The organism is Nocardioides silvaticus (assembly GCF_003160695.1).
Taxonomy (GTDB): domain Bacteria; phylum Actinomycetota; class Actinomycetes; order Propionibacteriales; family Nocardioidaceae; genus Nocardioides; species Nocardioides silvaticus.
In genome coordinates, this window is record NZ_QGDD01000003.1 from 91,114 (window position 1) to 115,819 (window position 24,706).

The window sequence follows — 24,706 nt, forward strand, 5'->3', positions numbered from 1 at the left end:
GGGTCACATCTCCAGACTGCGGTCGACGGCGTCCAGCACCCGGTCGAGGTCGGGGAGCCACTCCTCCTCCAACCGCGACGCCGGGTAGGGGGTGTCGAAACCGCCCACCCGGAGCACCGGTGCCTCCAGCGAGTAGAAGCACTCCTCGGTGATGCGAGCAGCCAGCTCGGCGCCCATCCCGAGGTTGACGTGGGCCTCGTGCACGACGACGGCGCGGCCGGTGCGTCGTACGGAGTCGTAGACCGGACCCATGTCGAGCGGCGAGAGCGTGCGCAGGTCGATGACCTCGAGCGACGTGCCCTCACCGGCGGCCGCCTCGGCCGCCTTCATCGCGGTCTTCACGGTCGGGCCGTAGGCGAGCAGCGTGGCATCGCTGCCGGACCGCACGACCCTCGAGGTGAAGAGCGGTGCGGGCTCCGCGCTCTCGTCGAGCTCGGCCTTGTCGGCGTGGTACTGCCGCTTCGGCTCGAGGAAGATCACCGGGTCGTCGTGGGCGATCGCCTGCTGGATCATCCAGTAGCCGTCGGCCGGGTTGGAGCACGCGACGACCTTGAGGCCGGGCGTGTGCGCGAACTGCGCCTCGGGCGACTCGGAGTGGTGCTCGACCGCGCCGATGCCGCCCCCGAACGGGATCCGGATGACCATCGGCATCTTGATCCGACCCTGGCTGCGGAAGTGCAGCTTGGCGACCTGGCAGACGATCTGGTCGTACGCCGGGTAGACGAACCCGTCGAACTGGATCTCCACCACCGGCCGGTAGCCGCGCATCGCCATGCCGACCGCGGTGCCGACGATGCCGGACTCCGCCAGCGGCGAGTCGATCACGCGGTCCTCGCCGAAGTCCTTCTGCAGGCCGTCGGTGATGCGGAAGACACCGCCGAGCTTGCCGACGTCCTCGCCCATCAGCAGGACCTTGTCGTCGGCCTCCATCGCCTTGCGGAGCCCCATGTTGAGGCCCTTGGCGAGCGTCACCTTCTGATGGGTGGTCGAGCCCTGGTTGCTGGTCGAGCCTGTCGAGACCATCAGTGCGCCCCCTCGAACGTCGCCAGGTAGTCGGCGAAGCCGTCCCGCTGCGCGGCCAGCTCCGGTGGGATCTCGCTGTAGACCCGGTCGAAGATGTCGAGCGGCTTCGGGTCGGGCATCGACTTGCAGCCCTCGCGGAGGGTGTGGCCCAGCGTGTCGGCCTCGGCCTCGAGGTCGGCGAAGAAGGCCTCGTCGGCCAGCGCGTTGCGGCGCAGGTAGACCGCGAGCCGCGCGATCGGGTCCTTGAGCTTCCAGCGCTCGACGTCGTCGGAGAGCCGGTAGCGGGTCGGGTCGTCGGTCGTGGTGTGGGCGCCCATTCGGTAGGTGAACGCCTCGATCAGCGAAGGGCCCTGCCCGTCGCGGGCCCGCTGGAGCGCGGCCTTGGTGACGGCGTACGTCGCGAGCACGTCGTTGCCGTCGACGCGGACGCCGGGGAAGCCGAAGCCGAGCGCGCGCTGGTAGAGCGGGATCCGGCTCTGCCGCTCGATCGGCTCGGAGATCGCCCACTGGTTGTTCTGGCAGAAGAACACGACCGGGGCGTTGTAGGACGCGGCGAAGATGAACGACTCGTTGACGTCGCCCTGCGAGCTGGCGCCGTCACCGAAGTGCGCCAGTACGGCGGCGTCGCGCTCGGGGTCGCCGGTGCCGACCACGCCGTCGCGCTGCATGCCCATCGCGTAGCCGGTCGCGTGCAGCGTCTGCGCGCCGATCACGATCGTGTAGAGGTTGAAGTTGTAGTCGGCCGGGTCCCAGTCGCCGTGGTCGACGCCGCGGAACAGGCCGAGCAGCTTCAGCGGGTCGAGGCCCTGGCACCAGGCCACGCCGTGCTCGCGGTAGGTCGGGAACACGAAGTCCTGCTTGCGGAGGGCGCGGCCGGCGCCGATCTGCGCCGCCTCCTGGCCGAGCAGCTGCGCCCAGATGCCGAGCTCACCGTGTCGCTGGAGGGCAGTCGCCTCGACGTCGATCCGCCGGACCAGCACCATGTCGCGGTAGAGGCCGCGCAGCTCCTCGGCGGAGAAGTCGATGTCGAACTCGGGGTGGTGGACCCGCTCGCCCTCGGGCGTCAGCAGCTGGATGAGCTCGGGACCGCCGTCTTCGTGCTTGGGACCGAAGACCTCCACGAGGTCGGGCCCGAAGCCAGTGTCTTGATGAGTCACAGCACTCCTTCGTGTCGCCGGACCGCGGGGTCTCCGCCGTCCGGTGGCCGGTCTGTCCCGAGCACTGGCCACGGGGGTGGTGCGGCCATGTGAGCGGGGCCACAATCGTAGCGGCGCTCACGCTAGCTTCTCGATTCGACGCCGACCAATCAGCTAGGAAGCCCGATATTCGGAAGTCCGACTATCGGGTGTCCAACTACTCGCGAGCCTGCTGCTCGGTCAGTGCATCTCGCCCAGGTCCTCGTGCTCGCGGTGCGACTCCGGCTCGACCTGGAAGGTCGTGTGCTGGACGCCGAAGTGGGTGGCCACGCACTCGTCGAGGGCGTCGAGGACGGCGCCGACGCCCCGCTGGTCGAGGACGTCGTCGCGCACGGTCACGTGCGCCGACAGGCTGGTCATCCCGCTGGTGATCGTCCAGGCATGGAGGTCGTGCACGTCGACCACCCCGGGCGCGTGGGCGAGGTGGTGCACGACGTCGTCGAGGTCGAGGTCGGCGGGCGCGATCTCGAGCAGCACCCGGCCGGAGTCGCGGATCAGGAGCACCGCCCGCGGCAGGATCATGACCGCGATCAGGAGGGAGGCGACCGGGTCGGCCTGCTGCCAGTCCGCGACCAGGATGGCGACACCGGCCGCGACCGCCAGCACCGACCCGAGCAGGTCGGCGAACACCTCGTTGAGAGCGCCCCGCAGGTTGAGCGAGTCGCGGTCACCGCCGGCGAGCACGGTGAGCGCCACCGCGTTGGCGAGCAGGCCGACGACCGCGAACCCGACCAGGCCGACGCCGTCGACCTCGGGCGGGTCGCTCAGCCGGCCGATGCCGGTCCACGCCAGGTAGCCGCAGACGCCGAGCAGCACCACCGCGTTGACGAGCGCTGCGACCACCTCGACCCGGTGGTAGCCGAAGGTCGAGCGCGCGCCACCGGGCCGCGCGGCGACGTACGACGCTCCCAGCGCGAGCACGACCGCTCCCGCGTCCGTGGCCATGTGGCCCGCGTCGGCCAGGAGCGCGAGGGAGCCGGTGAGCCAGGCGCCGACGAGCTCGACCACGAGCACGCTGCCGGTGACGAGCAGCACCCACCGCAGTCGCCTGCGGTCCGCTGCCCGGGAGGCGGCGTGCCCGTGGCCGTGCCCGTGACCTGCGCCCATGCGGGCGATTGTCCCAGGCGTCAGACCAGGTTGAACGCGCTGACCAGCCAGGTGTCGCCGTCGGGCGTCAGGATCCAGGTCACCGTGTAGTCGGTGTTGTCGCTCGAGTCGGTCACGTCGGCCACCAGGGTGACCGTGCCGTCACCGTTGTCGACCGGCGCCTCGAAGGAGTTGTACACCGCGGTCGACATCTCGGCCGAGTTGCGCGACTCGCGCTCGCACGCCCGTTGGGTGCCGAAGGTCGCCTGCCACCACTCCGGGGTCGACAGGCCCTCGACCGCGAGGCAGTTGCCCTCGACGAGCGAGTCGAGGTAGGCCCGCGCGGTGATCTCCGGGTCCTCGGTCGGCGCGTCGCCGGTGTCGGTGGTCGTCGGGGTCGAGATGTCGGTCGAGGGGTCGGTGACGACGTCCGTGGGGACGTCGGTGCTCGTGCCGTCGGTGGGCGACGAGGTGTCCGCGGTGATGGTCTGGGTGACCTTCTTCTTCGGCTCGTCGTCATCGTCGTCGCCGCCGAGCACGACGACGAACAGCACCACGGCCCCGACGATGAGCAGCACGACGATGCCGACGATCGCGAGGATCAGGCCGGTCTTCTTGCCGCCACCGCCGCCGGTCGGCGGCGCGCCGAAGGGCGGCGGACCGGCCGGCGGGTAGCCGCCTCCGGGTCCCGGCGGCGGCGCGCCGTACGGGGCCTGGGGCTGCTGGGGGTAGCCCTGCGGCGGTCCGGGTTGCTGCGGCGGCACGGCGCCGGGGGCGACCTGGGTCGGGGGGACCGGGGGGACGCCGCCGGGCTGACCGGGCTGGCCGGGCTGGCCCGGAGGGCCGGGGTACTGGTTGCTCACGGGGTGAAGGCTAAGGGGCAGCGGCACCCCTTCGTGGCTCATTTGCCCACGAACCGTCCTCAGGGATGAGCAGTACGACGATCGGCCCGCCCGCGCAGTCCCGGCAGCAACGAGGCGACCAGCAGACCACTCCCCACCACCAGGCCTGCGACGACCACCACGAGCGCGGTGTCACCGAGGCTCGCGGTCACGACCTCGACGATGAGCCGCACCAGGTCCTGATTCTCCGGCTCGGCGCGGTCGGCGACCAGGTCGGTCACCGGCGCCTCGAGCAGCAGGGCGATCGCGCCGCCCAGCGCCGCACCGAACGCGCACAGCGCGGCGGTGCGCAGCCGGCCCCGAACCCCCGGCGCGACCAGGACGGCGAGCGCGACCAGCGCCAGCCACAGCAGCGGTGCCCACACCGCCAGGAAGTCCAGCACCTGGTAGGCGCCGCGGCCCCGCTCGAGCTCGCTCTCCGGCACCACCGGCACCAGCACCGGCCGGGACGGCAGCTCGACCGCCACCGGCAGCACCCCGACCAGGTCGGCCAGGACCTCGTCGAGGAGCGGGCCGATGTCGAGGTACACCCAGCCGTCGGCCACCACGTCGGCGTCGCGCTCGTGGACGATCGCCAGGAACTCGCGGTGCGCCTTGGCATTCGCCTCCCGCCAGAACTCCGGGAACGCGTCGTTCGCGACCACGTCCTGCGTCATCCGGCGGATCACGCCGTCGAAGGCGCCCGCGCCCGGCACCCGCTCCGCGACCGATGCCGAGGCTGCCTGCGCGAGCTCGCGGGACAGCGCCGCACGCAGCTCCGGCTCGTCGGCGAGCGGCGCGACGGCGTCGACGTAGGCGTCGGTGTCGTCGACGCGCAGCGAGAGCCAGGTCGCCGTGACGGCGATCGGCACCACCAGCGTCGACAGCACCACCGCGAAGGCGACGAACGCGTGCCTCATGGGAGGGTCAGCTGCCGCTGTCGGCGTCGACCTTCCAGTCGCCGTCCTCCTTGACCAGCTTCAGCTCGGCGTCCTGGTCCTCCTCGTTGAAGAAGTCGCCGAACTCCTCGTCGTCGCCGGTGTAGGTGACGGTGTAGGTGTACTCGACCGTCGCCGTCTCCTCCTTCTCGGAGACGTCGCCGATCTCGTACTCGTAGTCGATGTCGTCGAGGAAGTCGTCGTAGTCCTCGTAGCCGGGGACGCCCTGGTCCTCGAACTGCTGCGCGACCGCGTCCTCGACGTCGCCGCAGCCGTCGGCGGAGAGCTCGTCGAGCTTGGCCTTCTGGTAGTCCTCCGACGACAGCTCGCACGCCTCCTCGAGGTCACCGTCGGCGGTGGCGTCGAGGTAGTCGCCCGCCACGTCCTCGGGGCTGCCGCCACCGATGACGTTGAACAGCACGATGACCAGGATCACGACGAGCAGCAGCGCACCCACGGCGCCGCCGATGATCGCGAAGAGCTTGCCCTTGCCGCCGCCCGAGCCGCTGCCGCCTCCCGGCCCGCTGCCGCCGAACGGAGGCTGACCGCCGCCGTACGGCGGCTGACCGAAGCCCGGCTGACCCGGCTGGCCCGGCTGACCCGGCTGACCGCTTGGGGCGCCGTACGACGGCTGCTGGGGCTGCTGCGGCTGACCGGGCTGGCCGGGCTGGCCCGGCTGCTGCGGGTAGTTGGCCGCGCGGTTCGGCGCGATCTGGGTCGGCAGGTCGCCGCCCGGACCGGCCGGGGCTGACGGGGCCGACGGCGCGGCCGGAGCGTCAGAACCGCCCTGCTGGGTGTGCTCGGTCCACTGGTTGCCGTCCCACCACCGCTGGCCGCCCTGGCCGTCGGGGTACCACCCCGGAGGGGTCGAGGGCTGGTTCGGGTCGGACATCGCGAACGCTCCTGGAGGTCGGGGATCCGCCCCGTGGAGTCACCGAGCGGCAGTGCCGGTGATCATTGCATGTCGCCGGAGCCCGCAAACGCCAGGCGGGCGACGAAGTCGAGCTTGTCGAGCACCGGCTCCGGGATCACGAACGGGTAGACGTCGTCCTTGCCCATGCTGCGGTTGATCTGGTTGAGCGCGATCGCCAACGGGATCCACACCCCGCGCACCAGGTCGCGGAAGCTCCCGAACGCGGCCGGCGCCACCGTGACCAGCCCCTGCTCCGCCGCGGTCTCGCAGGTGTCCGAGATGTGCAGGTAGTGGGCGAAGGTCTCGGCGAAGTCCTCGAAGGGGTGCATGGTCGCGTAGGCCGAGAGGTACGACGCCTCCCACCCCTCCGGCGGTCCCTCGGCGTAGTGCCGGTCGATCTCCGCCTGGTAGTCGGCGCTCTCGTCGCCGAACAGCTCCCGGTAGCGCTCGAGCAGGTCGCCGCCGGTCACCAGCCGGTACTGCACGAAGTGGCCGACCTCGTGCCGCAGGTGGCCGAGCATCGTGCGGTAGGGCTCGCCGAGCTCCGCGCGGATCCGCTCGCGCCGGGCGTCGTCGGTCTCGGCGACGTCGATGGTGACCACCCCGTCGGCGTGCCCGATCACCACGCCCTCGCTCCACAGGCTCGTGCTCGAGAGCATGTCGAAGGCCAGGCCCTCGGTGGAGAAGCCGCGCGCGTCGAGCTCGACGACCAGGTGGCGCTTCGCCGCCTCGGCCCGCGCCAGCTGCGCCAGCCCTTGGGTGTCGGCGTCGTTGGGACGGGTCCGGGTCAGGTCACAGGCCGAGCACTGGCCCCCCTCGAAGCGCGCCAGCCAGGTGCAGCCGTTGAGGAGCCGGTTGCGACAGCGGTGCCAGACCAGACCGCTCGCGTCGACGTACCTCCCCTCGGCGTCGACGGGCACGATCGCCCGCTCCTCACGCGAGAAGCCCAACGCGGACCCGCACGTCACGCATGCGGAGTTCTCGAAGAACAGCTCGCTGTCGCAGACCCGGCAGCGGAAGGACCTCACGCGGCGTCAGTTGACCTTGCTGATGACGAGCGCGAGGACGAGGAAGCCGATCAGCACGATCGCCGTGACCAGGCCCATGAGGAAGCCGATGGTGCGCTTCTGGCTGGGCGGCGGGGGCGGGAGGGCGGGTCCGTAGCCGTAGCCGCCGGGCGCGCCGACCGGGGCACCCACCGGCGCCGCGGCCGGCGCCCCGCCCTGGAGGTACGGCGGAGGCGCGGCCGCTCCGGGCTGGGGCGGGTAGCCCTGCGGCGGGGCCGCCGGGTAGCCAGGCTGCTGCGGGTAGCCCTGGGGCTGACCGGGCTGGGGCGGGGGTGCGCCGTACGGAGGCTGGCTCATGGCACCAGCCTGTTCAGCCGAGTCGCATCTGTCCACCGAATCATCAGAAATCCTCCTTGCGACCGACCGTTACCCCGAGGACGGACGCGGAACCCGCGTCAGGCCGGAGCGACGTCGACCGACACCTCGAGCCGGGAGTGCCGGGCCTCGGTGAAGATGACGCCCTTGACCGGCGGCACGTCGCCGTAGTCGCGGCCCCAGGCGACGGTCACGTAGCGGTCGTTCTGCCACTGGTCGTTGGTCGGGTCGAGCGCCAGCCAGTCGTCGTCGCCGAGCCAGACCGCGGCCCAGGCGTGCGACGCGTCCGCACCGACGACCCGCTCCTTGCCGGGTGCCGGCTCGGTGGCGAGGTAGCCGCTGACGTAGCGCGCGGCGAGGCCGTGGGAGCGCAGGCACGACAGCGTGAAGTGGGCGAAGTCCTGGCAGACGCCCGCGCGCTTGGCCAGGATCTCGGGCACCGTCGACGTCACGGTGGTCGCGGTGCCGTCGTACTCGAAGTCGGCGTGGATCCGGTGCATCAGCTCGCCCACCGCCTCGCCGACGGGGCGGCCGGGGAGCAGGGACTCCGCGGCGTACTCCGTCGCGCCGGGGTGGGACGGCACCGACGCGCTCGGCAGTGCGAGGTCGGTCGCGCGCCAGGCACCCGGCAGGTCCGGCCGGGCCAACGGGAGCAGCCCGTCCCACGGCCGGTCGAGCAGCCCGCGGTCGACGGTCGGCGTCGCGACCTCGACGTCGCCGGTGCCGACGACGACCAGCTCCCGGTGCGGCTCGACCACCTGGAAGTAGGTGAGCTCGTTGCCGTAGTAGTCCTCGTCGCGCGCGGTGTCGGCCGGGGCGGGCGTGACCTCGACGCGGTAGTGGCCGACCTGTTGCCACGGCAGCCGGCGCGGCACCAGGTAGGCGATGCCGAGGCTGTCGGTGACGTCGTCGTCGTAGGTGTAGGTCGTGCGGTGCTCGATCCGGTACCTCATCTGGGGTCGCCGCGGCGTTGTTCGTCGGAGGAGCGGAGCGGGGGAGGCGAAGAACGTCGTGGGGTGTTCAAGGCACCTCCTCCAGGATCGGCAGTGACCCGAACCGCCGCGGCGCCGGTCCGGTCGCGAAGTGGAGGTCGGCGACCGCCTCGGCGAGCCGGTCCAGCCGGGCGCCGAGGGAGTCGAGGAACGTGACGAGGTGGGGGCGGTCGACGCCGCCGATGGCGACCAGCCTGGCGACGTCGGTCTCCTCGAGCTCGGTGACCAGCGCGGCGAGCAACCGCTCCGGGCGGGTCGACCCGGTCGAGGCCGGGACGGCGGCGAGGTGCTCGGCGGCACGGGCGAGGCTGAACGCCAGCGACCGCGGGTTGTCCGGGTCCTTCAGCAGGAGGTCGAGGACGCCGGCGGGGCGCACGTGGTCGCGGTAGCGGCGGCGGTGGGTCACCGAGCTCTCGGCCGCAGCCAGCACGGCAGCGAGCACCTCGCGGTCGACGTCGAGTCCGTGCCGTTCGGTGAGGGCCGTGAGCAGGTGCCGCAGCTGCTGGCCCCGCTCGACGTAGCGGCCGACGCTGATCATGTGCCAGCCCGGGTCGCGGATCATGTTGGCGGTGACGCCGGCCAGCGACAGCACCCCGGTGAGCATCCGGCCCGCCGACTCGGCGGCCTGGTGGCTGCCGGGGTCCTCGGCCATCGTCGCGCGGGCACGGTCGACCACGCCGAAGATCCGCCACACGTCGGCCGACCACTGGTCGCGGACCCCGGAGAGCGCATCCCGCAGCGCCTCCACCGACTGGGCCACCGACCCGGTCCGGTCCACGTCGAGCAGCAGCGAGCGGAACTCGGCGTCGTAGTCGTGATCACCGTCGCCGGCCTGCGGATGGCGGCCGGCGATCCGGGCGAGCAGACCCATCACGATCTGCAGGCTGAGGCCGCCGCCGGTGCGCGGCCGGCTGCGGTAGTCCTCGACCACCACGTGCGCGGCCAGCACCAGCCGCAGCAGGTCCTCGGCGCGCTCGGCGTACCGGCCGACCCAGAACATGTCCTCCAGCACCCGCGGCACCGTCGCCGGCAGCGACCGGCCGCTGCTGACCGGCAGCACCTCGGCCAGCCCCTGGTCCGGCTCACCTGCGCCGGACTTCAGCACCCAGACGTCCTTGCTGGCCACGACCCGGTTGCTACCGGCGACGTCGAGCACGTTGCCGAGGCCGCCGAGCAGGGTGCGGTACGACGAGCCGTAGCGCACCGTGAACGCCCGCACGCTCACCGGTCGCGGGGTGGCGAGGCCGGCGGTCCGGCCGTCGCTCCAGGTCGGGGCCTGCGACAGAGGAAGCCGCTCCTGCGCCACGTAGAGATGGGGCGCGGCGAGGATCCGCCGGGTGAGGACCTCGGGACGGGTGTCGAGGACCGGCGACGGCACGCTGTCGAGGGCGCGCACCGAGAGCTCGTCCAGGTGGTCGAGCACGTGGGCGAGGGCGTCCGGGTCGCCGCACCACCAGGTGGGGACGGTCGGCAGCCGCAGCGACTCCCCCAGCAGGTGCTCGCAGATCGCCGGCGCGTAGGCGAGCAGGGCCGGATTCTCGAGCACGCCGGCCCCGAGCCCGTTGACGACCCGGACCCGGTTGCGTCGTACCGCCTCGGCCAGGCCGGCCACGCCCAGCTGCGAGTCACCGCGCAGCTCCAGCGGGTCGCACCAGGCCGCGTCGACGCGGCGCAGGATCACGTCCACCCGCTCGAGCCGGCCCAGCGACTTGAGCAGCACCCAGCCGTCGCGCACGGTCAGGTCGCTGCCCTGCACCAGTGGGAAGCCGAGGTTGGTGGCGAGCGCTGCCTGGTCGTAGGCGGTCTCGGAGTGGGTGCCCGGCGTCAGCACGACCACCCGTGGGTCGGGCAGCTCGCCGTGCGCGGACTGGAGCAGCGCGGACCGGAACGCCCAGAGGTACGGCGACACCCGGTGCAGGTCGGCCTCGCGGTAGAGCTCGGGCAGCACCCGGCTGAGCACCTTGCGGTTCTCCAGCGCGTAGCCCAGCCCGGACGGCGCCTGGGCCCGGTCGCCCAGCACCCGCCACGTGCCCTCGGCGTCGCGGCCGAGGTCGGTCGCGCTGACCACCAGCGGGCGCGGGTCGTCGCGCGAGCCGTAGGCCATGACCCGCACGAAGCCGGGGTGCGACAGGACCGCTGCGGCCGGGACCACCCCGTCGCGGAGGAGCGTGCGTTCTCCGTACAGGTCGACGAGGACGGCGTTGAGGAGCTCGGCGCGCTGGGCGAGGCCGACCTCGACCTCGCGCCAGGAGACCGCGTCGACGACGAGCGGCACGGGGTCGAGCCGCCACGCGGTCGGCCGCTCGCCGGGCCGCGAGTAGGTGACGCCGTCGTCGGACAGGAACCGGACGATCTGGTCGTCGATCCGCTGCAGCTCCTCGGCGCCGATGCCGGCGACGACCGCGGCCAGCCGCTTCCAGGGCGGGCGCAGCAGCCCGTCCGGTCCGACCACCTCGTCGTACCGGGTCGCGCCGCCGCCCAGCATCGGCTGGGTCAGCGCAGCGACGTACTCCTGGAGGACCGGCACGTCCGACCGCCTTCTCCGTTCAGCCGGTGAAGGTGAGGAACTCGGAGAAGTAGTCGGACAGGTAGGACTCCAGCTCCGAGGGGTCCGTCGGGAAGTCCGTGGGGAGGTCCGACAGGTAGTCGGAGTAGTCGGTCGGGAAGTCGGTGAAGTCCGACGGGAAGTCCGACAGGTCGGTCGGGATGTCGGTCGGAAGGTCCGTCGGCAGGTCCGTCGACGGCGCGTCCGTCGGGCCGTCGGTCGTGGTGTCGGCGACCTCGAAGGAATCGATCTTCCACTCGTCGTCCTCGACGACCAGGCCGATCGGGACCTCCTCCTCGAAGCCGTCGGCGATCACGCGGAACTGGACGGTGGCCGTCTCAGCGTCCTCGTCGATCGTCGTCTCGCCGACCTCGTAGTCGAACTCCTCGTCGGTCATGAAGTCGGTCTCGTCGTCGCAGTTCGCGTCCTCCTCGGCGATGAAGCTCTCGCTGAGCAGGTCGAGGGCCGCCTGGCAGTCATTGTCCTTGATCGCCTGCACGTAGGCCTCGACGACCTCCTCGGGGCCCTCGTCGGGCAACGAGCCGTTCTCGCCGCTGCTGTCGCGGCCGTTGTCGTCGTCATCGCTGTCGCGCACGAAGATCGCCCACGAGCCGACCGCCAGCACGGCGACCAGGACGATCGCGCCCACGATCGCCAGGATGATGAGCAGCTTCCTGTTGCCACCGGAGGAGGGCGGCGGGTAGCCGGGGCTCCCGTAGCCGGGGCCGCCGGGGCCACCAGGACCGCCGGGGAACGAGGGCTGGGGCACGGCGCCGTACGGCGAACCGGGTGGCGGTCCGGCGGGCGGTCCGGCGGGAGGCGGCGGTCCCGACGGAGGACCGGAGGGCGGCGGCGGGCTCGCCGGCGGGAGGCCGCCCTGCCAAGCCGGCTGCTGCTCGAAGCGCGCGGTCGGCTCGGGACCGGCCTGCACCACGGTGGCCTCGGACCCACCGGCACCGGGCTGGACGTGATCGGTCCAGGACGCGCCGTCGAACCAGCGCATCGTGCCGTTCTGGTCGGGGTACCAGCCGGGCTGGCTGGGGGTCTCTCCGGACACCGGGACTCCTCGAGGATCGGTCAGGGTTGGCTAAACCGTAGCCATCTCGAGCACCGCGGTCGATCAGGCGGGGGGCGGTTCCTTCTCGAGCATCTCGACGAGCCGGTCGGTGGCCTCCGGCTCGCCCACGCTGACCCGCACTCCCTCCCCCGCGAACGGACGTACGGCGAGCCCGGCATCGGCCGCCCTCGCGGCGAAGTCGGCGGCGGCGTCGCCGAGGTCGAACCAGACGAAGTTGCCCTGCGGCTCGGGCACCGTCCACCCGGCCGCGGTGATGCCCGCGACGAGCCGGTCCCGCTCGCCGACCAGCGCGTCGACCCGGGCGAGCAGCTCCACCTCGTGGGCCAGCGAGGCGACGGCCGCCGCCTGGGCGATCGAGGAGACGCCGAACGGCAGCGCCACCGCCCGCAGCGCGCTCGCGACGTCGGCCGCCGCGACGGCGTACCCGACCCGGAGCCCGGCCAGGCCGTAGGCCTTGGAGAAGGTGCGCAGCAGCACCACGTTGGGGTGGTCGCGCAGCAGCGCCAGGCCGTCGACCGGGTCGGCCATCCGGACGAACTCGAGGTAGGCCTCGTCGACGACGACCAGCACGTCGTCCCGGACGCCCGCGACGAAGCCGGCGGTCTCGGCGTGCGAGAGCGCCGGACCGGTCGGGTTGTTGGGCGTGCAGAGCAGGACGACGCGGGTGCGCTCGGTGACGGCGGCGGCCATTGCCGCCAGGTCGTGGCGGCCGTCGGCGGTCACCGGCACCTGGACGCCGGTCGCGCCCGCCGCGGTGATCGCGATCGGGTAGGCCTCGAACGACCGCCACGCGTGCACCACCTCGTCGCCGGGCCCGCAGTAGGCGGCCAGCAGGTGGTAGATGAGCGCGACCGACCCGGTGGCGGCGGCGAGCCGGTCGGTCGACACGTCGAGCTTCGTCGAGAGCGCGTCGTACAACGCCGTGCACCCCATGTCGGGGTAGCGGTTCATCGCCTCCGCGGCCTGCGTCGCCGTGCCCAGCACGCCCGGCAGCGGCGGGTAGGGGTTCTCGTTCGACGAGAGCTTGTAGGTCGTCAGGCCCGGTCGCGCCTCCGGCGGGCGGCCGGGCACGTAGGGAGGGATCTCGCGGACGTGCGGCAGCGGCTGAACCATGAGACCTCCCGGTGGTCGAGTAGCCCGAGCCGCTAGGGCGAGGGCGTATCGAGACCCTACGCGGCGAAGCCCTCCTCGGCCGGGGGCGCGACCACCCGACCACCGGGCACCGCCTCGAGCTCGCGGCCGAGGGTGATGTCGAGCGGGTTGGTGAGGCAGCGGATCGAGCCGCCACCGAGGTGGAACTCGGAGACGTCGACGAGCACGACCTCGAAGCCCCAGGCCTCGAGCTGCTCGCGGACGCGCGGCGGACAGGCGGGCATCACCACGGTGCGGCCGACGACCACCGAGTTGGCGCACAGCGTGCCGATCGCCTCCTCCTCGGTGATGACCAGCGGCTCGGGCACGAGTGCCAGCAGCGCCGCGGCGGAGGTGGGCTCGAGCGCGTCGGGGCAGACGATCGCGCGGCGCTCGTCGAGCGGGCAGAACGCGAGGTCGAGGTGGTACATGCCGGGGTGCGTGATCTTCACGCCGCGGACGGTGACGCCGAGGTCGGCGGCGAGGTGCTTGAGCGCGAGCTCGTCGGTGCGCGGACCGACGCCGACGACCAGGTCGCCCCCGAACGGGAACGCGTCGCCGGCCTCGAAGTGGGCACCCACGCCCTCGCGCCCGACGTACGACGTCGCGAACCCGTGGGTCTCGAACCAGCGCTGCGCGCTCGGGGTCTCGTTGCGCCGCTGCGGGAAGCGCATGTGCGACATCACCATCGACCGGCGACCGGCGCCCTCCCACTCGGGGCGGAGGATCGCGAGACCGAGGTTCATCGCGTAGACCATGTCGGGGCTGTCGGCCCGGCCCGGGACGACGTCGACGGTCGAGCCGAGCGAGCGGAGCGTCTCGACCAGGTGCTGCCACTGGGCCGTGGCGAGCTGGGGATCGGGCTGGACGGCAGGGTCCATGAACGGGTTGATCGCGTAGTCCACCCGGAACTGCGACGGCTCGACCATCGCGTAGTGACGGCCCCACTCCAGCGTCATTCCCACTCCCTTCGCGTTGCCCGAGATTGTCAGACAATCTGACAATGAGACAGCATACAGGGATGCGACCGGTGCGCGACAATAGGGAGATGCCGACCGCTCACCACGAGTTCGACTCCCTCAGCGTCGAGCACGCCTCGACCGTGGAGCGGGTGACCGCGGAGCTGCGGCGGGCGGTCTTCGAGGGTGAGGTGGAGAGCGGTACGCCGTTGCGCGAGCTCGCGCTCGCCGAGTCGCTCGGGGTGTCCCGCCCCACGGTGCGGGAAGCCTTGATGGCGCTGGTAGCCGAGGGTCTCGCCACCCGCGAGCCCAACCGCGGGGTCAGTGTCGCGACCCCGCGCGCGGAGTCGGTGCGCGACGTGTGCGCGGCCCGCTGGGTGCTCGAGGGCGCCGGCGTGCGTGCCTGGCCGGGCGCCACCGACGACGCCCGCAAGCGGGTACGCCAGACGCTCGAGGCCTACACGACCGCGGTCCGGAGCGGGCAGGCGTCGTACGAGGAGCTCAACGAGCGACACCTCGCGTTCCACGTCTCCCTCGTCGAGCTCGCCGGCAGCCCGCGCCTGGTGCAGATGGCCGAGAGCCTGATGGACGAGCTGAAGCTGGCGCTGGCGCAGGTCGACCGGGTCCGCCGCAACGCCCACGACCAGGCCGAGTCCCACGAGCCGCTGGTGCGGCTGCTCGAGGACGACGACCTCGACGGGGCCTACGAGTTCCTGCGCCGCCACATCGACGACGCGGCCGACGAGATCGTCGAGGCGCTGGCGCTGACCTGACGCCGATCACACCGCTGGCACACTGGCGGCATGTTCGCGTTCCTCGCCCGCTGGCTCATCACCAGCGTCGCCCTCGCGCTCGCGGCCCAGGTCATGGACGGGATCTGGTTCGAGGGCCCGGCCAACGGCCAGGCCGAGCTCGAGGAGAAGCTCCTCCCGCTGATCGGGGTCGCGCTGATCGCGACGATCGTCACCGCGTTCGTGAAGCCGGTGCTGACGATCCTCTCGATCCCCTTCATCCTGCTGACGCTCGGCCTGTTCCTGCTGGTGATCAACGCGCTGATGCTGCTGCTCACCGCGTGGCTCGCCGACGCGATCGGCGTCGGGTTCCACGTCGACGGCTTCTGGCCGGCGGTCGGCGGCTCGATCATCATCAGCATCACGACCTGGGTGCTCGACGCCCTGGTCGGGGTCGAGGACGACTAACCGTGCCGAGCCTCCCGGCGCCCCGCACCCCGGGCGCCTACCGGATCGCCCTGGTCTGCCTCGGCAACATCTGCCGCTCCCCCATGGCCCACGTCGTGCTCGCCGACCGGGTGGCCGCCGCGGGACTGGACGACCGGGTGACGGTGGTCAGCTCCGGCACCGGGGACTGGCACATCGGGAACCCGATGGACCGTCGGGCGGCGGCGCTCCTGAGCAGCGAGGGGTACGACCCGTCGGCCCATCGTGCGCAGCAGGTCCGCGCCACCTGGTTCGCCGAGTGCGACGTGCTGCTGGCGATGGACAGCACGAACCTGGCCGACCTGCGCGAGCTCGCCGGCGCGGAGCTCGAGCCCGACCGGGTCCGCCTCTACGGTGAGTTCGACCCCGCCGAGCCCGGAGCCGACGTGCCCGACCCCTACTACGGCGGCGACGACGGCTTCGGGACCGTGCTGGCCATGGTCGAGCGGACCTCGGGCGTCCTCGTGGACGCACTGGGGGACCTCGATTTGGGGTAACTACTTGGAAGTCCTACTATTTTGCTAGGACGTCCAACTAGTTGAGGTGGATCGATGGTTCGCACCCCCCTGCACAAGCCGAAGCACCCGATCCGCCTGGTGACGGCTTCGAGCCTGTTCGACGGCCACGACGCGGCCATCAACATCATGCGGCGGATCTTCCAGAGCCAGGGGTGCGAGGTCATCCACCTCGGTCACAACCGGTCGGTCGCCGAGATCGTCGAGGCCGCGATCGAGGAGGACGTCCAGGGGGTCGCCGTGTCGTCGTACCAGGGCGGCCACGTGGAGTACTTCGAGTACCTCGTCGAGCAGCTGCGCGAGCGCGGCGCCGGCCACGTCAAGGTCGTCGGCGGCGGTGGTGGCGTCATCGTCCACGACGAGATCGAGCGGCTACGACGGTCCGGCGTCACGATCTTCTCCCCCGAGGACGGCCAGCGGATGGGCCTCCCCGGCATGATCAACTCCGTCGTCAGCGACTGCGACCACGACCTGTGGAGCCTCGCTCACGCCGACGCCGACCGGGTGCTGGCGGGCGACCGCACCGCGCTGGCCCGGATGATCACCGGCATCGAGACCGGCGCCGTCGACGGCGACGCGCTGGCCCGGATCCGCGAGACCGCGGCCCGGCGCCAGGTGCCCGTGCTCGGCATCACCGGCACCGGCGGCAGCGGCAAGAGCTCGCTCACCGACGAGCTGGTGCGCCGGCTGCGGATGGACCAGCGCGACCACGTGCGGGTCGCCGTGCTGGCCGTCGACCCGACCCGGCGCCGCGGTGGCGGTGCCCTGCTCGGCGACCGGATCCGGATGAACAGCCTCGACCTCGACGGCCCCGGCCTCGACCGGGACAGCGTCTACTTCCGCAGCCTCGCCACCCGCGGTGCGCACGAGCTGCCCGAGCACCTCGCCGACGTCATCGCCGCGGCCAAGGCCGCAGGCTTCGACCTGGTCGTCGTCGAGACCCCCGGCATCGGCCAGGGCGACGCGGCGGTCGTGCCGTTCGTCGACACCAGCCTCTACGTCATGACGCCGGAGTACGGCGCCGCCTCGCAGCTCGAGAAGATCGACATGCTCGACTTCGCCGACGCCGTGGCGATCAACAAGTTCGAGCGCCGCGGCGCGGCCGACGCGCAGCGCGAGGTGGCCCGCCAGCTGGTGCGCAACCGCGAGGCGTTCGGCCAGCGGCCCGACGACATGCCGGTGTTCGGCACCTCGGCCGCGACCTTCGCCGACGACGGTGTGACCGCGCTCTACCAGTTCCTCCGCGACCAGCTGACCGAGCACGGCCTGGCCGTGGAGGACGGGACGCTCGCGCCCGTCGAGGGCAAGACCTCGACCCGGATCCAGGAGGTGCTTCCGGCCGACCGGGTGCGCTACCTGTCCGACATCTCCGGCACTGTTCGCGACTACCACGCCCGCACCGACGAGCTGGTGCAGGCCGCCCGCCGCGCCCAGCGGCTGTCCTTCGTCGTCGACGAGGTCAAGGGTGAGGAGGCCCGCGCCGAGCTGAGCGAGCTCTTCGACCAGGCGCGCGACGCGCTGCCCGACGAGGTGCTCGAGCAGCTCGCCGGGTGGGAGGCGCTCGTCGCGGAGTACGAGAAGCAGCCCGGGCGCGAGTCGCTCGCGGGCACGATGGTGCCGCGTGTCGCCGTACCCCGTTACGAGGACGACGGCGAGCTGGTGCGCTTCTGGCGCCGCGAGAACCTGCCCGGCCGGTTCCCGTTCACCGCCGGCGTCTTCCCGTTCAAGCGCGACAACGAGGACCCGGCCCGGATGTTCGCCGGCGAGGGCGACCCGTTCCGCACCAACCGCCGGTTCAAGCTGCTGTCGGAGGACCAGCCGGCGACCCGGCTGTCGACCGCGTTCGACTCGGTCACCCTCTACGGTCGCGACCCGGCGGAGCGACCCGACATCTACGGCAAGATCGGCACGTCCGGCGTCAGCGTCGCGACGCTCGAGGACATGAAGGCGCTCTACGACGGCTTCGACCTCACCTCGCCGACGACGTCGGTGTCGATGACGATCAACGGCCCCGCGCCGACGGTGCTGGCGTTCTTCCTCAACACCGTGATCGACCAGGCCCGCGAGAAGGGCATGGACCCGGCCGAGGCGCTGCGCACCGTCCGCGGCACCGTGCAGGCCGACATCCTCAAGGAGGACCAGGGCCAGAACACCTGCCTGTTCTCCACGGAGTTCTCACTGCGGTGCATGGCCGACATCCAGGAGTGGTTCATCGAGCACGGGGTCCGGAACTTCTACTCGGTCTCCATCTCCGGCTACCACATCGCCGAGGCCGGGGCGAACCCCATCAGCCAGCTCGCGTTCACGCTCGCCAACGGGTTCACCTACGTCGAGTCGTACCTCGCCCGCGGCATGGACATCGACGACTTCGCGCCGAACCTGTCCTTCTTCTTCTCCAACGGCATGGACCCGGAGTACACCGTCCTCGGCCGCGTCGCCCGCCGGATCTGGGCGGTCGCGATGAAGGAGCGGTACGGCGCCAACGAGCGCTCGCAGAAGCTGAAGTACCACATCCAGACGTCCGGGCGGTCCCTGCACGCGCAGGAGATGGCGTTCAACGACATCCGCACCACGCTGCAGGCGCTGTGCGCGATCTACGACAACGCCAACTCGCTGCACACCAACGCCTACGACGAGGCGGTGACCACCCCCACCGACGAGTCCGTACGACGCGCGCTCGCGATCCAGATGATCATCAACCGCGAGTGGGGCCTGGCCACCAACGAGAACCCGCTCCAGGGCTCCTACATCGTCGACGAGCTCACCGACCTCGTGGAGGAGGCCGTGCTCGCCGAGTTCGACCGGATCTCCGAGCGCGGCGGCGTCCTCGGCGCGATGGAGACCGGCTACCAGCGTGGCCGGATCCAGGACGAGTCGATGCTCTACGAGCACCGCAAGCACGACGGCTCGCTGCCGATCATCGGCGTCAACACGTTCCGCATGCCCGACTCCGACGGCGGCACCCCCGACCACGTCGAGCTGGCCCGCGCCACCGAGGACGAGAAGCGCTCGCAGCTGGAGCGCGTCGACTCGTTCCGCACCGCCCACGCCACCGAGGCCGAGCAGGTGATCGCCCGCCTCAAGGCCGCCGCCACGAACGGCGACAACGTGTTCGCCGTACTCATGGACGCCGCGCGGGTCTGCTCCCTCGGCCAGATCACCGAAGCCTTCTTCGAGGTCGGCGGCCAGTACCGCCGCAACGTCTAGCGCCGACCCGTCGCAAACTCGCACGACTCAGGTGCCGATCCGTCGCAAACTCGCACGACTCAGGTGCCGATCCGTCGCAAACTCGCACGACTCAGCGTCAACCCGCCACAAACTCGCACTGTCCGGCTGCCGACAGGCGTGAGTTTGCGACGGCTCGGCGCCTCCCGGGCGTGAGTTTGCGGCGGGTCGGCCTACTCCTGCTCGACCAGCACGCGGATGCTGGGGAGGAGGGCGAGGGCGTTGACGGCGACGGAGAAGACGAGGAAGACGATCGCCCAGGTGTCGTGGCCGGCGTCCCAGAGGGCGAGGGTGGCGAGGGAGAAGACGACCACCTTGGCGGCGGGGCGGACGACGGTGCCGCCGGCAGGCGCCTTCGGGGAGGCGAACAAGTACCAGACGAGCATCCCGGCGAGCGGGAGCAGCCAGACGAGCAGCCAGCGGGGGTCGTGCTGCCAGCCCCAGATGCCGAAGGCCGCCATGGCCAGCAGCTCGTCGAAAAACACCAGCACCAGCACCGTCCACCCGAAGATCGCCACCGGCGCATCATGCCCCACGAGGGGCGGACCGGCCGGCGGACGCGACGGGGAGGACGCGTCCGCCGACCGGAGACCACTCAGAGGTCGATCGGGCGCAGCACGCGGTCGATGCCGTGGGCGATCTGCTTGTTGCCCTTGTTGATGTCGAGCAGCTTCGCGACCGCGCGCGGGTTGCGGGCGTCGGGGTCGGCGTCGACGAGGACGACCTTGCCCTTGTTGAGCTTGACGGTGACGGTGCCGCCGGAGGCCATGCCGAGCTCGGCCTTCTCCTTGGCGGCCGCCACGACCTTGCCGGAGCCGAGGGTCTTGCCCGGGACGACGTGGTAGAGCAGCACGGCCTCGATCACGTCGATGCCGGCGGCCTCCGCGAGCGCACCGAAGACCCGGCCCTCGCCCTTGAACGTCTTGCCGGTGAGGTCGGCGGCCAGCGCGCGGAACGCGCCGTCGGTCGGGATGAACGCGGTCAGCCGCTGTCCGCCCTGGGTCAGCAGGCCGACCGGGCTCTCCGGCTTCGCGTCGAGCACAGCGAGGACGGCGGCCTCGACGATGTCGAAGTCGCGCGCGTTCTTGTCGAACTTGGTGCCGTCGGCCGCGAGGACCTTCGCCAGGCTGCGGTTCTTCGGCGCCTGCCGGTCCGCGTCCGCCGACGCGGGGGCGGCCGTCCCGACGGAGGCGAGACCGACGACCGCGGCCGCGACGAGACCGGCGGTGCGACGACGACGCGAGGTGGTGGAGGTGCGCATGATCGTTCCTTTCAGGGGGTCGAGCGGGTTCCTTGAAAGGGAGTTCGGCGCACTCAGCCGGAAAGATTGGACGAGTTGTTGAAGTTTTTGTTCAGGCCGCTCCGAGCGACGATCTCGTCGACGAGCTCGAGGAAGGCCGGCTTCCAGTGGGCGAGGTCGAAGACCAGGGAGGCGTGACCTCCCGGCGTCTCGCGTACGACGGCGCCGGGGATCCGTGCCGCGAGCTGGCGCTGCCGTTCGGTGGGGATCGCGTGGTCCCGTGCCGTGACCAGCACGCCGGTCGGCACCTCCACCTCCCCGATCCAGCCGGTCGCGTCGAACCGGCCGAGCTCCGACATCACGACCGGGAGCGCCCACGGGCTGGTCGCGCGCAGCTCGGACATGCACCACGCGCGCAGCCCGGCCTCGGCGGCGTCCTCCGCCGGCAGCGGGAGCGACGCGGCGTGCACGCGCACCTTGTCGGCCGCAACCGACAGCAGGCCGAGGTTGGCGATGCCCAGCGTCGTGAAGAAGACCCGTTCGCCGAGGTGGCCCTGCCAGCGGGCGGCGGTCGAGCAGAGCACGAGCCCGGCCACCCGCTCGGGATGCCGGTGCCACAGCACCTGCGCACTGGCGCCGCCCATCGAGTACCCCACGACGACCGCCCGCTCGATGCCGAGCGCGTCGAGCACGGCGGCACCGTCGTCGGCACAGTCGTCGAGCGCGAACTGGTCCGAGCGGATCCCCCTGCCGTGCCACCGCTGGTCGAACGTCACCACCCGGTAGCGCTCGCTCAGCTCCGGCAGCACCGAGAACCAGGTGAGCGGCCCGGTCGTCGCGATGCCGTGCATCAGCAGCAGCACCGGCGCATCCGGCGTGGGACCGGGGATGTCCAGCACGTGCGTCGTCCCCCGGTCGGGAAGGGACACGGCCCGGGCGGCCGGCGGCACCGGCAGGTCGGGCATCGCCTCGTCGGTGGCGGCACGCAGCACGCGCACCAGGACCCGGCCGCCGAAGCGCGCCGAGGAGCGGCCGGCCCGGGCAGAGAACCGGCCGATCTTCCGGACCGTCATGCTGACTCCTGGTCCTCGTCGGTACGACGAACCTCGGGCACCGGCTCCGCCGCCGCTCCGGGCTCGGGCTCGCCCCGCAGCTCGGCGAGCGCCGCCGGGAAGTACGACGCCAGCACCTCCACGTCCGGCAGCAGGTCCGGGCACGCCAGGAGCGAGAAGTTCATCCGGTCGACGTACGACCAGACGGTGACGTTGAGCCCGATGCCGTCGACGAGCGGGCCGACGCTGAAGATGTCGGTCAGCCGCGCCCCGCCGATGCTGATGGTCTCGCGCGGCCCGGGGACGTTGGACACGATCGCGCTGAACGCCGCCGGGTGGAACCGGGCGGCGCGGAACCGGCTGTAGAGCCGGGTGCCCAGCGCCACCAGCGACGGCGGCGCGAACTGGTTCCAGTCCGCCAGCATCTGGCTGCCGAGCCGGCGGTTCATCTCCTTGGCGTGCCCGGCGGTGCGGGAGATCCGGTGCAGCCGCTCGACAGGGTCGGCGACGTCGGTCGCGAGCGTGGTGAACAGGTTGGACACGTTGTTGCCGAGCAGGCGGGGGTCGCTGTCAGCGGCGTCGAGGCCGACCGGCACGCCAGCGGTGAGCGAGATCGCCGGCCGCTCGCCGTGCTCGTCCAGCCACCGCCGCAGTGCGCCGGCGGTCAGCGCGAGCACCACGTCGTTGAGCGTGACACCGTGCTGCCGACGCACCCCCTTGAGGTCGGCCAGCGGGAGGGTGACCGTCGCGAAGCTGCGTCGCGACGTCAGCGGTCCGTTGAAGGAGACCCGCGGTGCGTGCGCGATCGGCAGCGGCACCCCGGTCTCGTTGCGGCGCCGGTAGCGCAGCATCGAGGCCAGCCCCTTCACCGTCGCGAGGAGAAGTCTCGGCAGCAGCGCCGCCTGGAGCACGGCGTCGCGCAGCCCCTCGAGCGCCAGCCGGCGTCGCGACGGGATCGGGGTGTCGTCGTCGACGTCGCGGGTGAGCGGGGTGGCCCGGTCGGCGGAGCGGATGTCGGTGAGGTTGCCGAGCATCGCGTTGGCGGCGTTGCCGTCGGCGAGCGCGTGGTGGATCTTCCCGACGACCACCCGTCGCCCGTCGGCGAGGCCCTCGATGACGTGGATCTCCCACAGCGGCGCGGTCCGGTCGAGCTGCCGACCGGCGATCCGGCCGATCTCGACCTCGGCATCGCGCAGCGTCGCCGAGCCGCCGAGGTCGTGGCGGAAGAAGTGCCGGTCGGGGTCGATCCGCCGCTGGGTCACCAGCAGCGGGTGGTTGAGCGCCCACGGCACCGGCACCACCCGACGTCGCAGCGCGGGCATCCGCCGCAGCCGCGCGAGCGTGCCGACCACCAGGCTGTCGAAGTCGAGGTCGCGGTGGGGCTCGACCACCGCGATCTTCAACGTGTGCATGTGGACCGTCGGCGTCTCCAGGTAGAGGAAGCTCGCGTCCGCGCCCCGCATCCGGTTCGCCATCACGGCACCGCCGGCAGGTCCCGCGCGACCACCTTGCCCGAGGCGTTGCGCGGGAGCTCGTCGAGCAGCACGACGTCGCGCGGCACCTTGTAGCCGGCGAGCCGTGCCTTCACGTGGGCGCGCACGGCGTCGGGGTCGAGGGCACCGGGCTGCGTCGGTACGACGTACGCCGCCAGCCGCTGCCCGAACGCCTCGTCGTCCACGCCCACCACGACGACCTCGCGGACGTCGGCCAGCTCGCCGATCGCGCGCTCGACCTCGACCGGGTAGACGTTCTCGCCGCCCGAGACGATCATGTCGTCGTCCCGCCCGACCACGTAGAGCCGGCCGTCCTCGTCGAGCCGGCCGACGTCGCCGGAGACCATGTAGCCGTCGAGCGAGTCCTTGGTGTCGCCGGTCGTGTAGCCGTCGAACTCCGAGGCGCCACGCAGCAGGATCCGCCCGACCTCACCGACCGGCACGTCCCGGCCCTCGTCGTCGACCAGCCGGACCGTCGTGCCGGTGACCGGCCGCCCCGCGGTGTCCGGCGCGTGCCGCAGGTCGGCCGGGGTGGCGATGCTGATCTGGCCGGCCTCGGTGGCGTTGTAGCTGTTGTAGACCTTGTCGCCGAACCGGTCCATGAACGCCGTGACCGCCTCGCCCCGCATCCGCGACCCGCTCGCGGAGACGAAGCGCACCGAGTCGAGGTGGTAGCGGTCGAGCACCTCGTCGGGCAGCTCCATGATCCGCTCGAGCATGACCGGCACCAGCCCGATGCCGGTGGCCCGGTGCCGGTCGGCGAGCGCCAGGGTCGCCTCGGGGTCGAACTTCCGCCGCAGCACGATCGTGCACGCCATCGTCGCCGCGATGACCAGCTGCCCCATGCCCCACGCGTGGAAGGTCGGCGCCGCGACGACCACGGTCTCCTCGCCGTGCCACGGGATCCGCTCGAGCATCGCCGCGAGCTCGGCCGGCCCGCCGCCGCTGCGGTTGGCGCCCTTGGGCGTGCCGGTCGTCCCCGACGTCAGCAGTACGACGCGCCCCGGCCTGACCACCGGCGGCCGCTGGCCTCGGTGCGCCGCGATCAGGCCCTCGGCGGTCGGGTGCTCCTGGGTCGCCTCCTCGTCTTCGACCCAGCTCAGGACCTCGGTGAGACCGGGGATCCGGTCCCGCGCGTCGGCGACCAGCCCGGCGAACTCCTCGTCGTAGACGATGAGCGCGGACTGCTCCCGCTCCAGCACGTCGGCCAGCTGCGGCGCCGAGAACCCGGTGTTGAGCAGCAGGCCCGGCACGCCCAGCCGGCCCGCGGCGAGGAACGCGTCGACGAAGCCGCGGTGGTTGCGGCACAGGATCGCGACCGACGTCGGCGGCCGGTCCCCGAGGCCGCTCAGGCCGACGGCCAGCGCGTCGGCGCGGTCCTGGATCTCGCGCCAGGTCAGCGAGCCGCGGTCGTCGACCAGCCCGGTCCGGTCGGGGCAGCGGTTGGCCGACAGGGCGAACCCGGTGGTGGCGTGCGGCCCGTAGCTGCGGAAGATCCGCGCCATGCCCGCGATCTTCCGCGGCCCCATCGGCGCCATCATCCGGCTCCGCAGCAGGTGGCGGGTCGCCCAGAGCTGGGTGCGGACCTTGCCGCGTGTGGTGGCGTGTCGGGGTGATTTCATCCGAGCACCGGGAACCTTCGCTCGCGGGCCAGCTGGTCGAGCGCCGCCTGCATCCGCGCGCGCACGGCCTCGTCGACCTCGGCGACGTCGGGCTCGGGCCCGAACTCCGCCTCGACGTCGATCGGCTCGAGCACCTGGTCACGATCTTGGTGGGCAGCGGGAGGTTGCCGAGGCCGGCCGGCACCAGCCCGAACGGGAAGCCGAACGTGAACGGCATC

At 72.1% G+C, this 24,706-nt stretch carries 23 protein-coding genes; 4 read left to right on the top strand and 19 right to left on the bottom strand.

All coding sequences use genetic code 11. The annotated features are described in order from the left end of the window. Positions 1–3 precede the first annotated feature (3 nt). The 13 genes from DJ010_RS08570 to DJ010_RS08630 form a co-directional block, all read right to left on the bottom strand. On the bottom strand, positions 4–1,023 hold the full coding sequence (locus DJ010_RS08570) for an alpha-ketoacid dehydrogenase subunit beta (RefSeq protein WP_109693257.1): 1,020 nt from the start codon (positions 1,021–1,023) through the stop codon (positions 4–6). Then, entirely contained in the window at positions 1,023–2,180 is a 1,158-nt protein-coding gene (gene pdhA, locus DJ010_RS08575; protein ID WP_109693258.1) for a pyruvate dehydrogenase (acetyl-transferring) E1 component subunit alpha, read from the bottom strand. Before pdhA ends, DJ010_RS08570 begins: the two co-directional genes overlap by 1 nt. A gap of 219 nt (positions 2,181–2,399) precedes the next feature. Continuing rightward, complete coding sequence (locus DJ010_RS08580; protein ID WP_109693259.1) at positions 2,400–3,326, bottom strand: cation diffusion facilitator family transporter; 927 nt, start codon at positions 3,324–3,326, stop codon at positions 2,400–2,402. 20 nt (positions 3,327–3,346) lie between these two features. Beyond that, the gene (locus DJ010_RS08585; RefSeq protein ID WP_109693260.1) at positions 3,347–4,168 is read right to left on the bottom strand and encodes a hypothetical protein; all 822 of its coding nucleotides are present in this window, start codon (positions 4,166–4,168) and stop codon (positions 3,347–3,349) included. 59 nt (positions 4,169–4,227) lie between these two features. After that, positions 4,228–5,106 (bottom strand): hypothetical protein, encoded by an 879-nt coding sequence (locus DJ010_RS08590; RefSeq protein ID WP_109693261.1) that lies wholly within the window; start codon positions 5,104–5,106, stop codon positions 4,228–4,230. Between the two features lie 7 nt (positions 5,107–5,113). Further along, entirely contained in the window at positions 5,114–6,016 is a 903-nt protein-coding gene (locus tag DJ010_RS08595; RefSeq protein WP_109693262.1) for a DUF2510 domain-containing protein, read from the bottom strand. A 62-nt stretch (positions 6,017–6,078) separates the two neighbouring features. Then, complete coding sequence (locus tag DJ010_RS08600) at positions 6,079–7,065, bottom strand: zinc-binding metallopeptidase family protein (RefSeq protein ID WP_109693263.1); 987 nt, start codon at positions 7,063–7,065, stop codon at positions 6,079–6,081. Positions 7,066–7,071: 6 nt separating this feature from the next. After that, the gene (locus DJ010_RS08605) at positions 7,072–7,401 is read right to left on the bottom strand and encodes a hypothetical protein (protein ID WP_109693264.1); all 330 of its coding nucleotides are present in this window, start codon (positions 7,399–7,401) and stop codon (positions 7,072–7,074) included. A 98-nt stretch (positions 7,402–7,499) separates the two neighbouring features. Continuing rightward, entirely contained in the window at positions 7,500–8,372 is an 873-nt protein-coding gene (locus DJ010_RS08610; protein WP_109693265.1) for a transglutaminase family protein, read from the bottom strand. A 67-nt stretch (positions 8,373–8,439) separates the two neighbouring features. Next, a complete protein-coding gene (locus tag DJ010_RS08615) occupies positions 8,440–10,938 on the bottom strand; it encodes a circularly permuted type 2 ATP-grasp protein (RefSeq protein ID WP_109693266.1) in 2,499 nt (832 codons plus the stop codon). A gap of 19 nt (positions 10,939–10,957) precedes the next feature. Continuing rightward, positions 10,958–12,013 carry a DUF2510 domain-containing protein gene (locus DJ010_RS08620; RefSeq protein WP_109693267.1) on the bottom strand — a complete coding sequence of 352 codons (1,056 nt, stop codon included), beginning with the start codon at positions 12,011–12,013 and terminating at the stop codon, positions 10,958–10,960. Positions 12,014–12,076: 63 nt separating this feature from the next. Beyond that, positions 12,077–13,147, bottom strand: a complete 1,071-nt coding sequence (gene hisC / locus DJ010_RS08625) for a histidinol-phosphate transaminase (RefSeq protein WP_109693268.1) — start codon at positions 13,145–13,147, stop codon at positions 12,077–12,079. A 56-nt stretch (positions 13,148–13,203) separates the two neighbouring features. Beyond that, positions 13,204–14,124, bottom strand: a complete 921-nt coding sequence (locus tag DJ010_RS08630; RefSeq protein WP_245927380.1) for a dimethylarginine dimethylaminohydrolase family protein — start codon at positions 14,122–14,124, stop codon at positions 13,204–13,206. An 89-nt stretch (positions 14,125–14,213) separates the two neighbouring features. Here DJ010_RS08630 and DJ010_RS08635 point away from each other — a divergent pair, with 89 nt between their 5' ends. Genes DJ010_RS08635 through icmF form a run of 4 tightly spaced genes read left to right on the top strand, consistent with a single transcriptional unit; the run spans position 14,214 to position 19,063 of the window. After that, complete coding sequence (locus DJ010_RS08635) at positions 14,214–14,897, top strand: GntR family transcriptional regulator (RefSeq protein ID WP_109693270.1); 684 nt, start codon at positions 14,214–14,216, stop codon at positions 14,895–14,897. A 30-nt stretch (positions 14,898–14,927) separates the two neighbouring features. Next, complete coding sequence (locus DJ010_RS08640) at positions 14,928–15,323, top strand: phage holin family protein (protein ID WP_109693271.1); 396 nt, start codon at positions 14,928–14,930, stop codon at positions 15,321–15,323. A 2-nt stretch (positions 15,324–15,325) separates the two neighbouring features. Beyond that, positions 15,326–15,838, top strand: coding sequence for a low molecular weight protein-tyrosine-phosphatase (locus tag DJ010_RS08645; RefSeq protein ID WP_245927381.1), 513 nt, complete (start codon positions 15,326–15,328; stop codon positions 15,836–15,838). A gap of 54 nt (positions 15,839–15,892) precedes the next feature. Beyond that, complete coding sequence (icmF, locus tag DJ010_RS08650) at positions 15,893–19,063, top strand: fused isobutyryl-CoA mutase/GTPase IcmF (protein WP_109693272.1); 3,171 nt, start codon at positions 15,893–15,895, stop codon at positions 19,061–19,063. A gap of 191 nt (positions 19,064–19,254) precedes the next feature. Here the strand turns inward: icmF and DJ010_RS08655 are convergent, their stop codons facing one another. The 6 genes from DJ010_RS08655 to DJ010_RS22405 all read right to left on the bottom strand — a co-directional run bounded on the left by DJ010_RS08655 (position 19,255) and on the right by DJ010_RS22405 (position 24,622). Further along, positions 19,255–19,599, bottom strand: a complete 345-nt coding sequence (locus DJ010_RS08655) for a YrdB family protein (protein ID WP_109693273.1) — start codon at positions 19,597–19,599, stop codon at positions 19,255–19,257. Positions 19,600–19,676: 77 nt separating this feature from the next. Then, positions 19,677–20,342 (bottom strand): fasciclin domain-containing protein, encoded by a 666-nt coding sequence (locus tag DJ010_RS08660; RefSeq protein ID WP_109693274.1) that lies wholly within the window; start codon positions 20,340–20,342, stop codon positions 19,677–19,679. Between the two features lie 53 nt (positions 20,343–20,395). Next, positions 20,396–21,394, bottom strand: a complete 999-nt coding sequence (locus DJ010_RS08665) for an alpha/beta fold hydrolase (protein ID WP_109693275.1) — start codon at positions 21,392–21,394, stop codon at positions 20,396–20,398. Beyond that, a complete protein-coding gene (locus DJ010_RS08670) occupies positions 21,391–22,848 on the bottom strand; it encodes a wax ester/triacylglycerol synthase family O-acyltransferase (protein WP_109693276.1) in 1,458 nt (485 codons plus the stop codon). Before DJ010_RS08670 ends, DJ010_RS08665 begins: the two co-directional genes overlap by 4 nt. After that, entirely contained in the window at positions 22,848–24,488 is a 1,641-nt protein-coding gene (locus DJ010_RS08675) for an AMP-binding protein (protein ID WP_109693277.1), read from the bottom strand. The genes DJ010_RS08670 and DJ010_RS08675 overlap by 1 nt, the downstream gene beginning before the upstream one ends. Then, positions 24,485–24,622 carry a hypothetical protein gene (locus tag DJ010_RS22405; protein WP_211318720.1) on the bottom strand — a complete coding sequence of 46 codons (138 nt, stop codon included), beginning with the start codon at positions 24,620–24,622 and terminating at the stop codon, positions 24,485–24,487. The genes DJ010_RS08675 and DJ010_RS22405 overlap by 4 nt, the downstream gene beginning before the upstream one ends. Positions 24,623–24,706 lie beyond the last annotated feature (84 nt).

What these genes read in the sequence shown, in the direction of transcription:
- DJ010_RS08675 (WP_109693277.1), bottom strand. Translation starts at nt 24,488, where the DNA reads ATGAAATCACCCCGACACGCCACCACACGCGGCAAGGTCCGCACCCAG.
- DJ010_RS08630 (WP_245927380.1), bottom strand. Translation starts at nt 14,124, where the DNA reads ATGACGCTGGAGTGGGGCCGTCACTACGCGATGGTCGAGCCGTCGCAG.
- icmF (WP_109693272.1), top strand. Translation starts at nt 15,893, where the DNA reads ATGGTTCGCACCCCCCTGCACAAGCCGAAGCACCCGATCCGCCTGGTG.
- hisC (WP_109693268.1), bottom strand. Translation starts at nt 13,147, where the DNA reads ATGGTTCAGCCGCTGCCGCACGTCCGCGAGATCCCTCCCTACGTGCCC.
- DJ010_RS08570 (WP_109693257.1), bottom strand. Translation starts at nt 1,023, where the DNA reads ATGGTCTCGACAGGCTCGACCAGCAACCAGGGCTCGACCACCCATCAG.
- DJ010_RS08605 (WP_109693264.1), bottom strand. Translation starts at nt 7,401, where the DNA reads ATGAGCCAGCCTCCGTACGGCGCACCCCCGCCCCAGCCCGGTCAGCCC.
- DJ010_RS08580 (WP_109693259.1), bottom strand. Translation starts at nt 3,326, where the DNA reads ATGGGCGCAGGTCACGGGCACGGCCACGGGCACGCCGCCTCCCGGGCA.
- DJ010_RS08660 (WP_109693274.1), bottom strand. Translation starts at nt 20,342, where the DNA reads ATGCGCACCTCCACCACCTCGCGTCGTCGTCGCACCGCCGGTCTCGTC.
- DJ010_RS08635 (WP_109693270.1), top strand. Translation starts at nt 14,214, where the DNA reads ATGCCGACCGCTCACCACGAGTTCGACTCCCTCAGCGTCGAGCACGCC.
- DJ010_RS08610 (WP_109693265.1), bottom strand. Translation starts at nt 8,372, where the DNA reads ATGAGGTACCGGATCGAGCACCGCACGACCTACACCTACGACGACGAC.
- DJ010_RS08595 (WP_109693262.1), bottom strand. Translation starts at nt 6,016, where the DNA reads ATGTCCGACCCGAACCAGCCCTCGACCCCTCCGGGGTGGTACCCCGAC.
- DJ010_RS08590 (WP_109693261.1), bottom strand. Translation starts at nt 5,106, where the DNA reads ATGAGGCACGCGTTCGTCGCCTTCGCGGTGGTGCTGTCGACGCTGGTG.
- DJ010_RS08670 (WP_109693276.1), bottom strand. Translation starts at nt 22,848, where the DNA reads ATGGCGAACCGGATGCGGGGCGCGGACGCGAGCTTCCTCTACCTGGAG.
- DJ010_RS08640 (WP_109693271.1), top strand. Translation starts at nt 14,928, where the DNA reads ATGTTCGCGTTCCTCGCCCGCTGGCTCATCACCAGCGTCGCCCTCGCG.
- DJ010_RS08665 (WP_109693275.1), bottom strand. Translation starts at nt 21,394, where the DNA reads ATGACGGTCCGGAAGATCGGCCGGTTCTCTGCCCGGGCCGGCCGCTCC.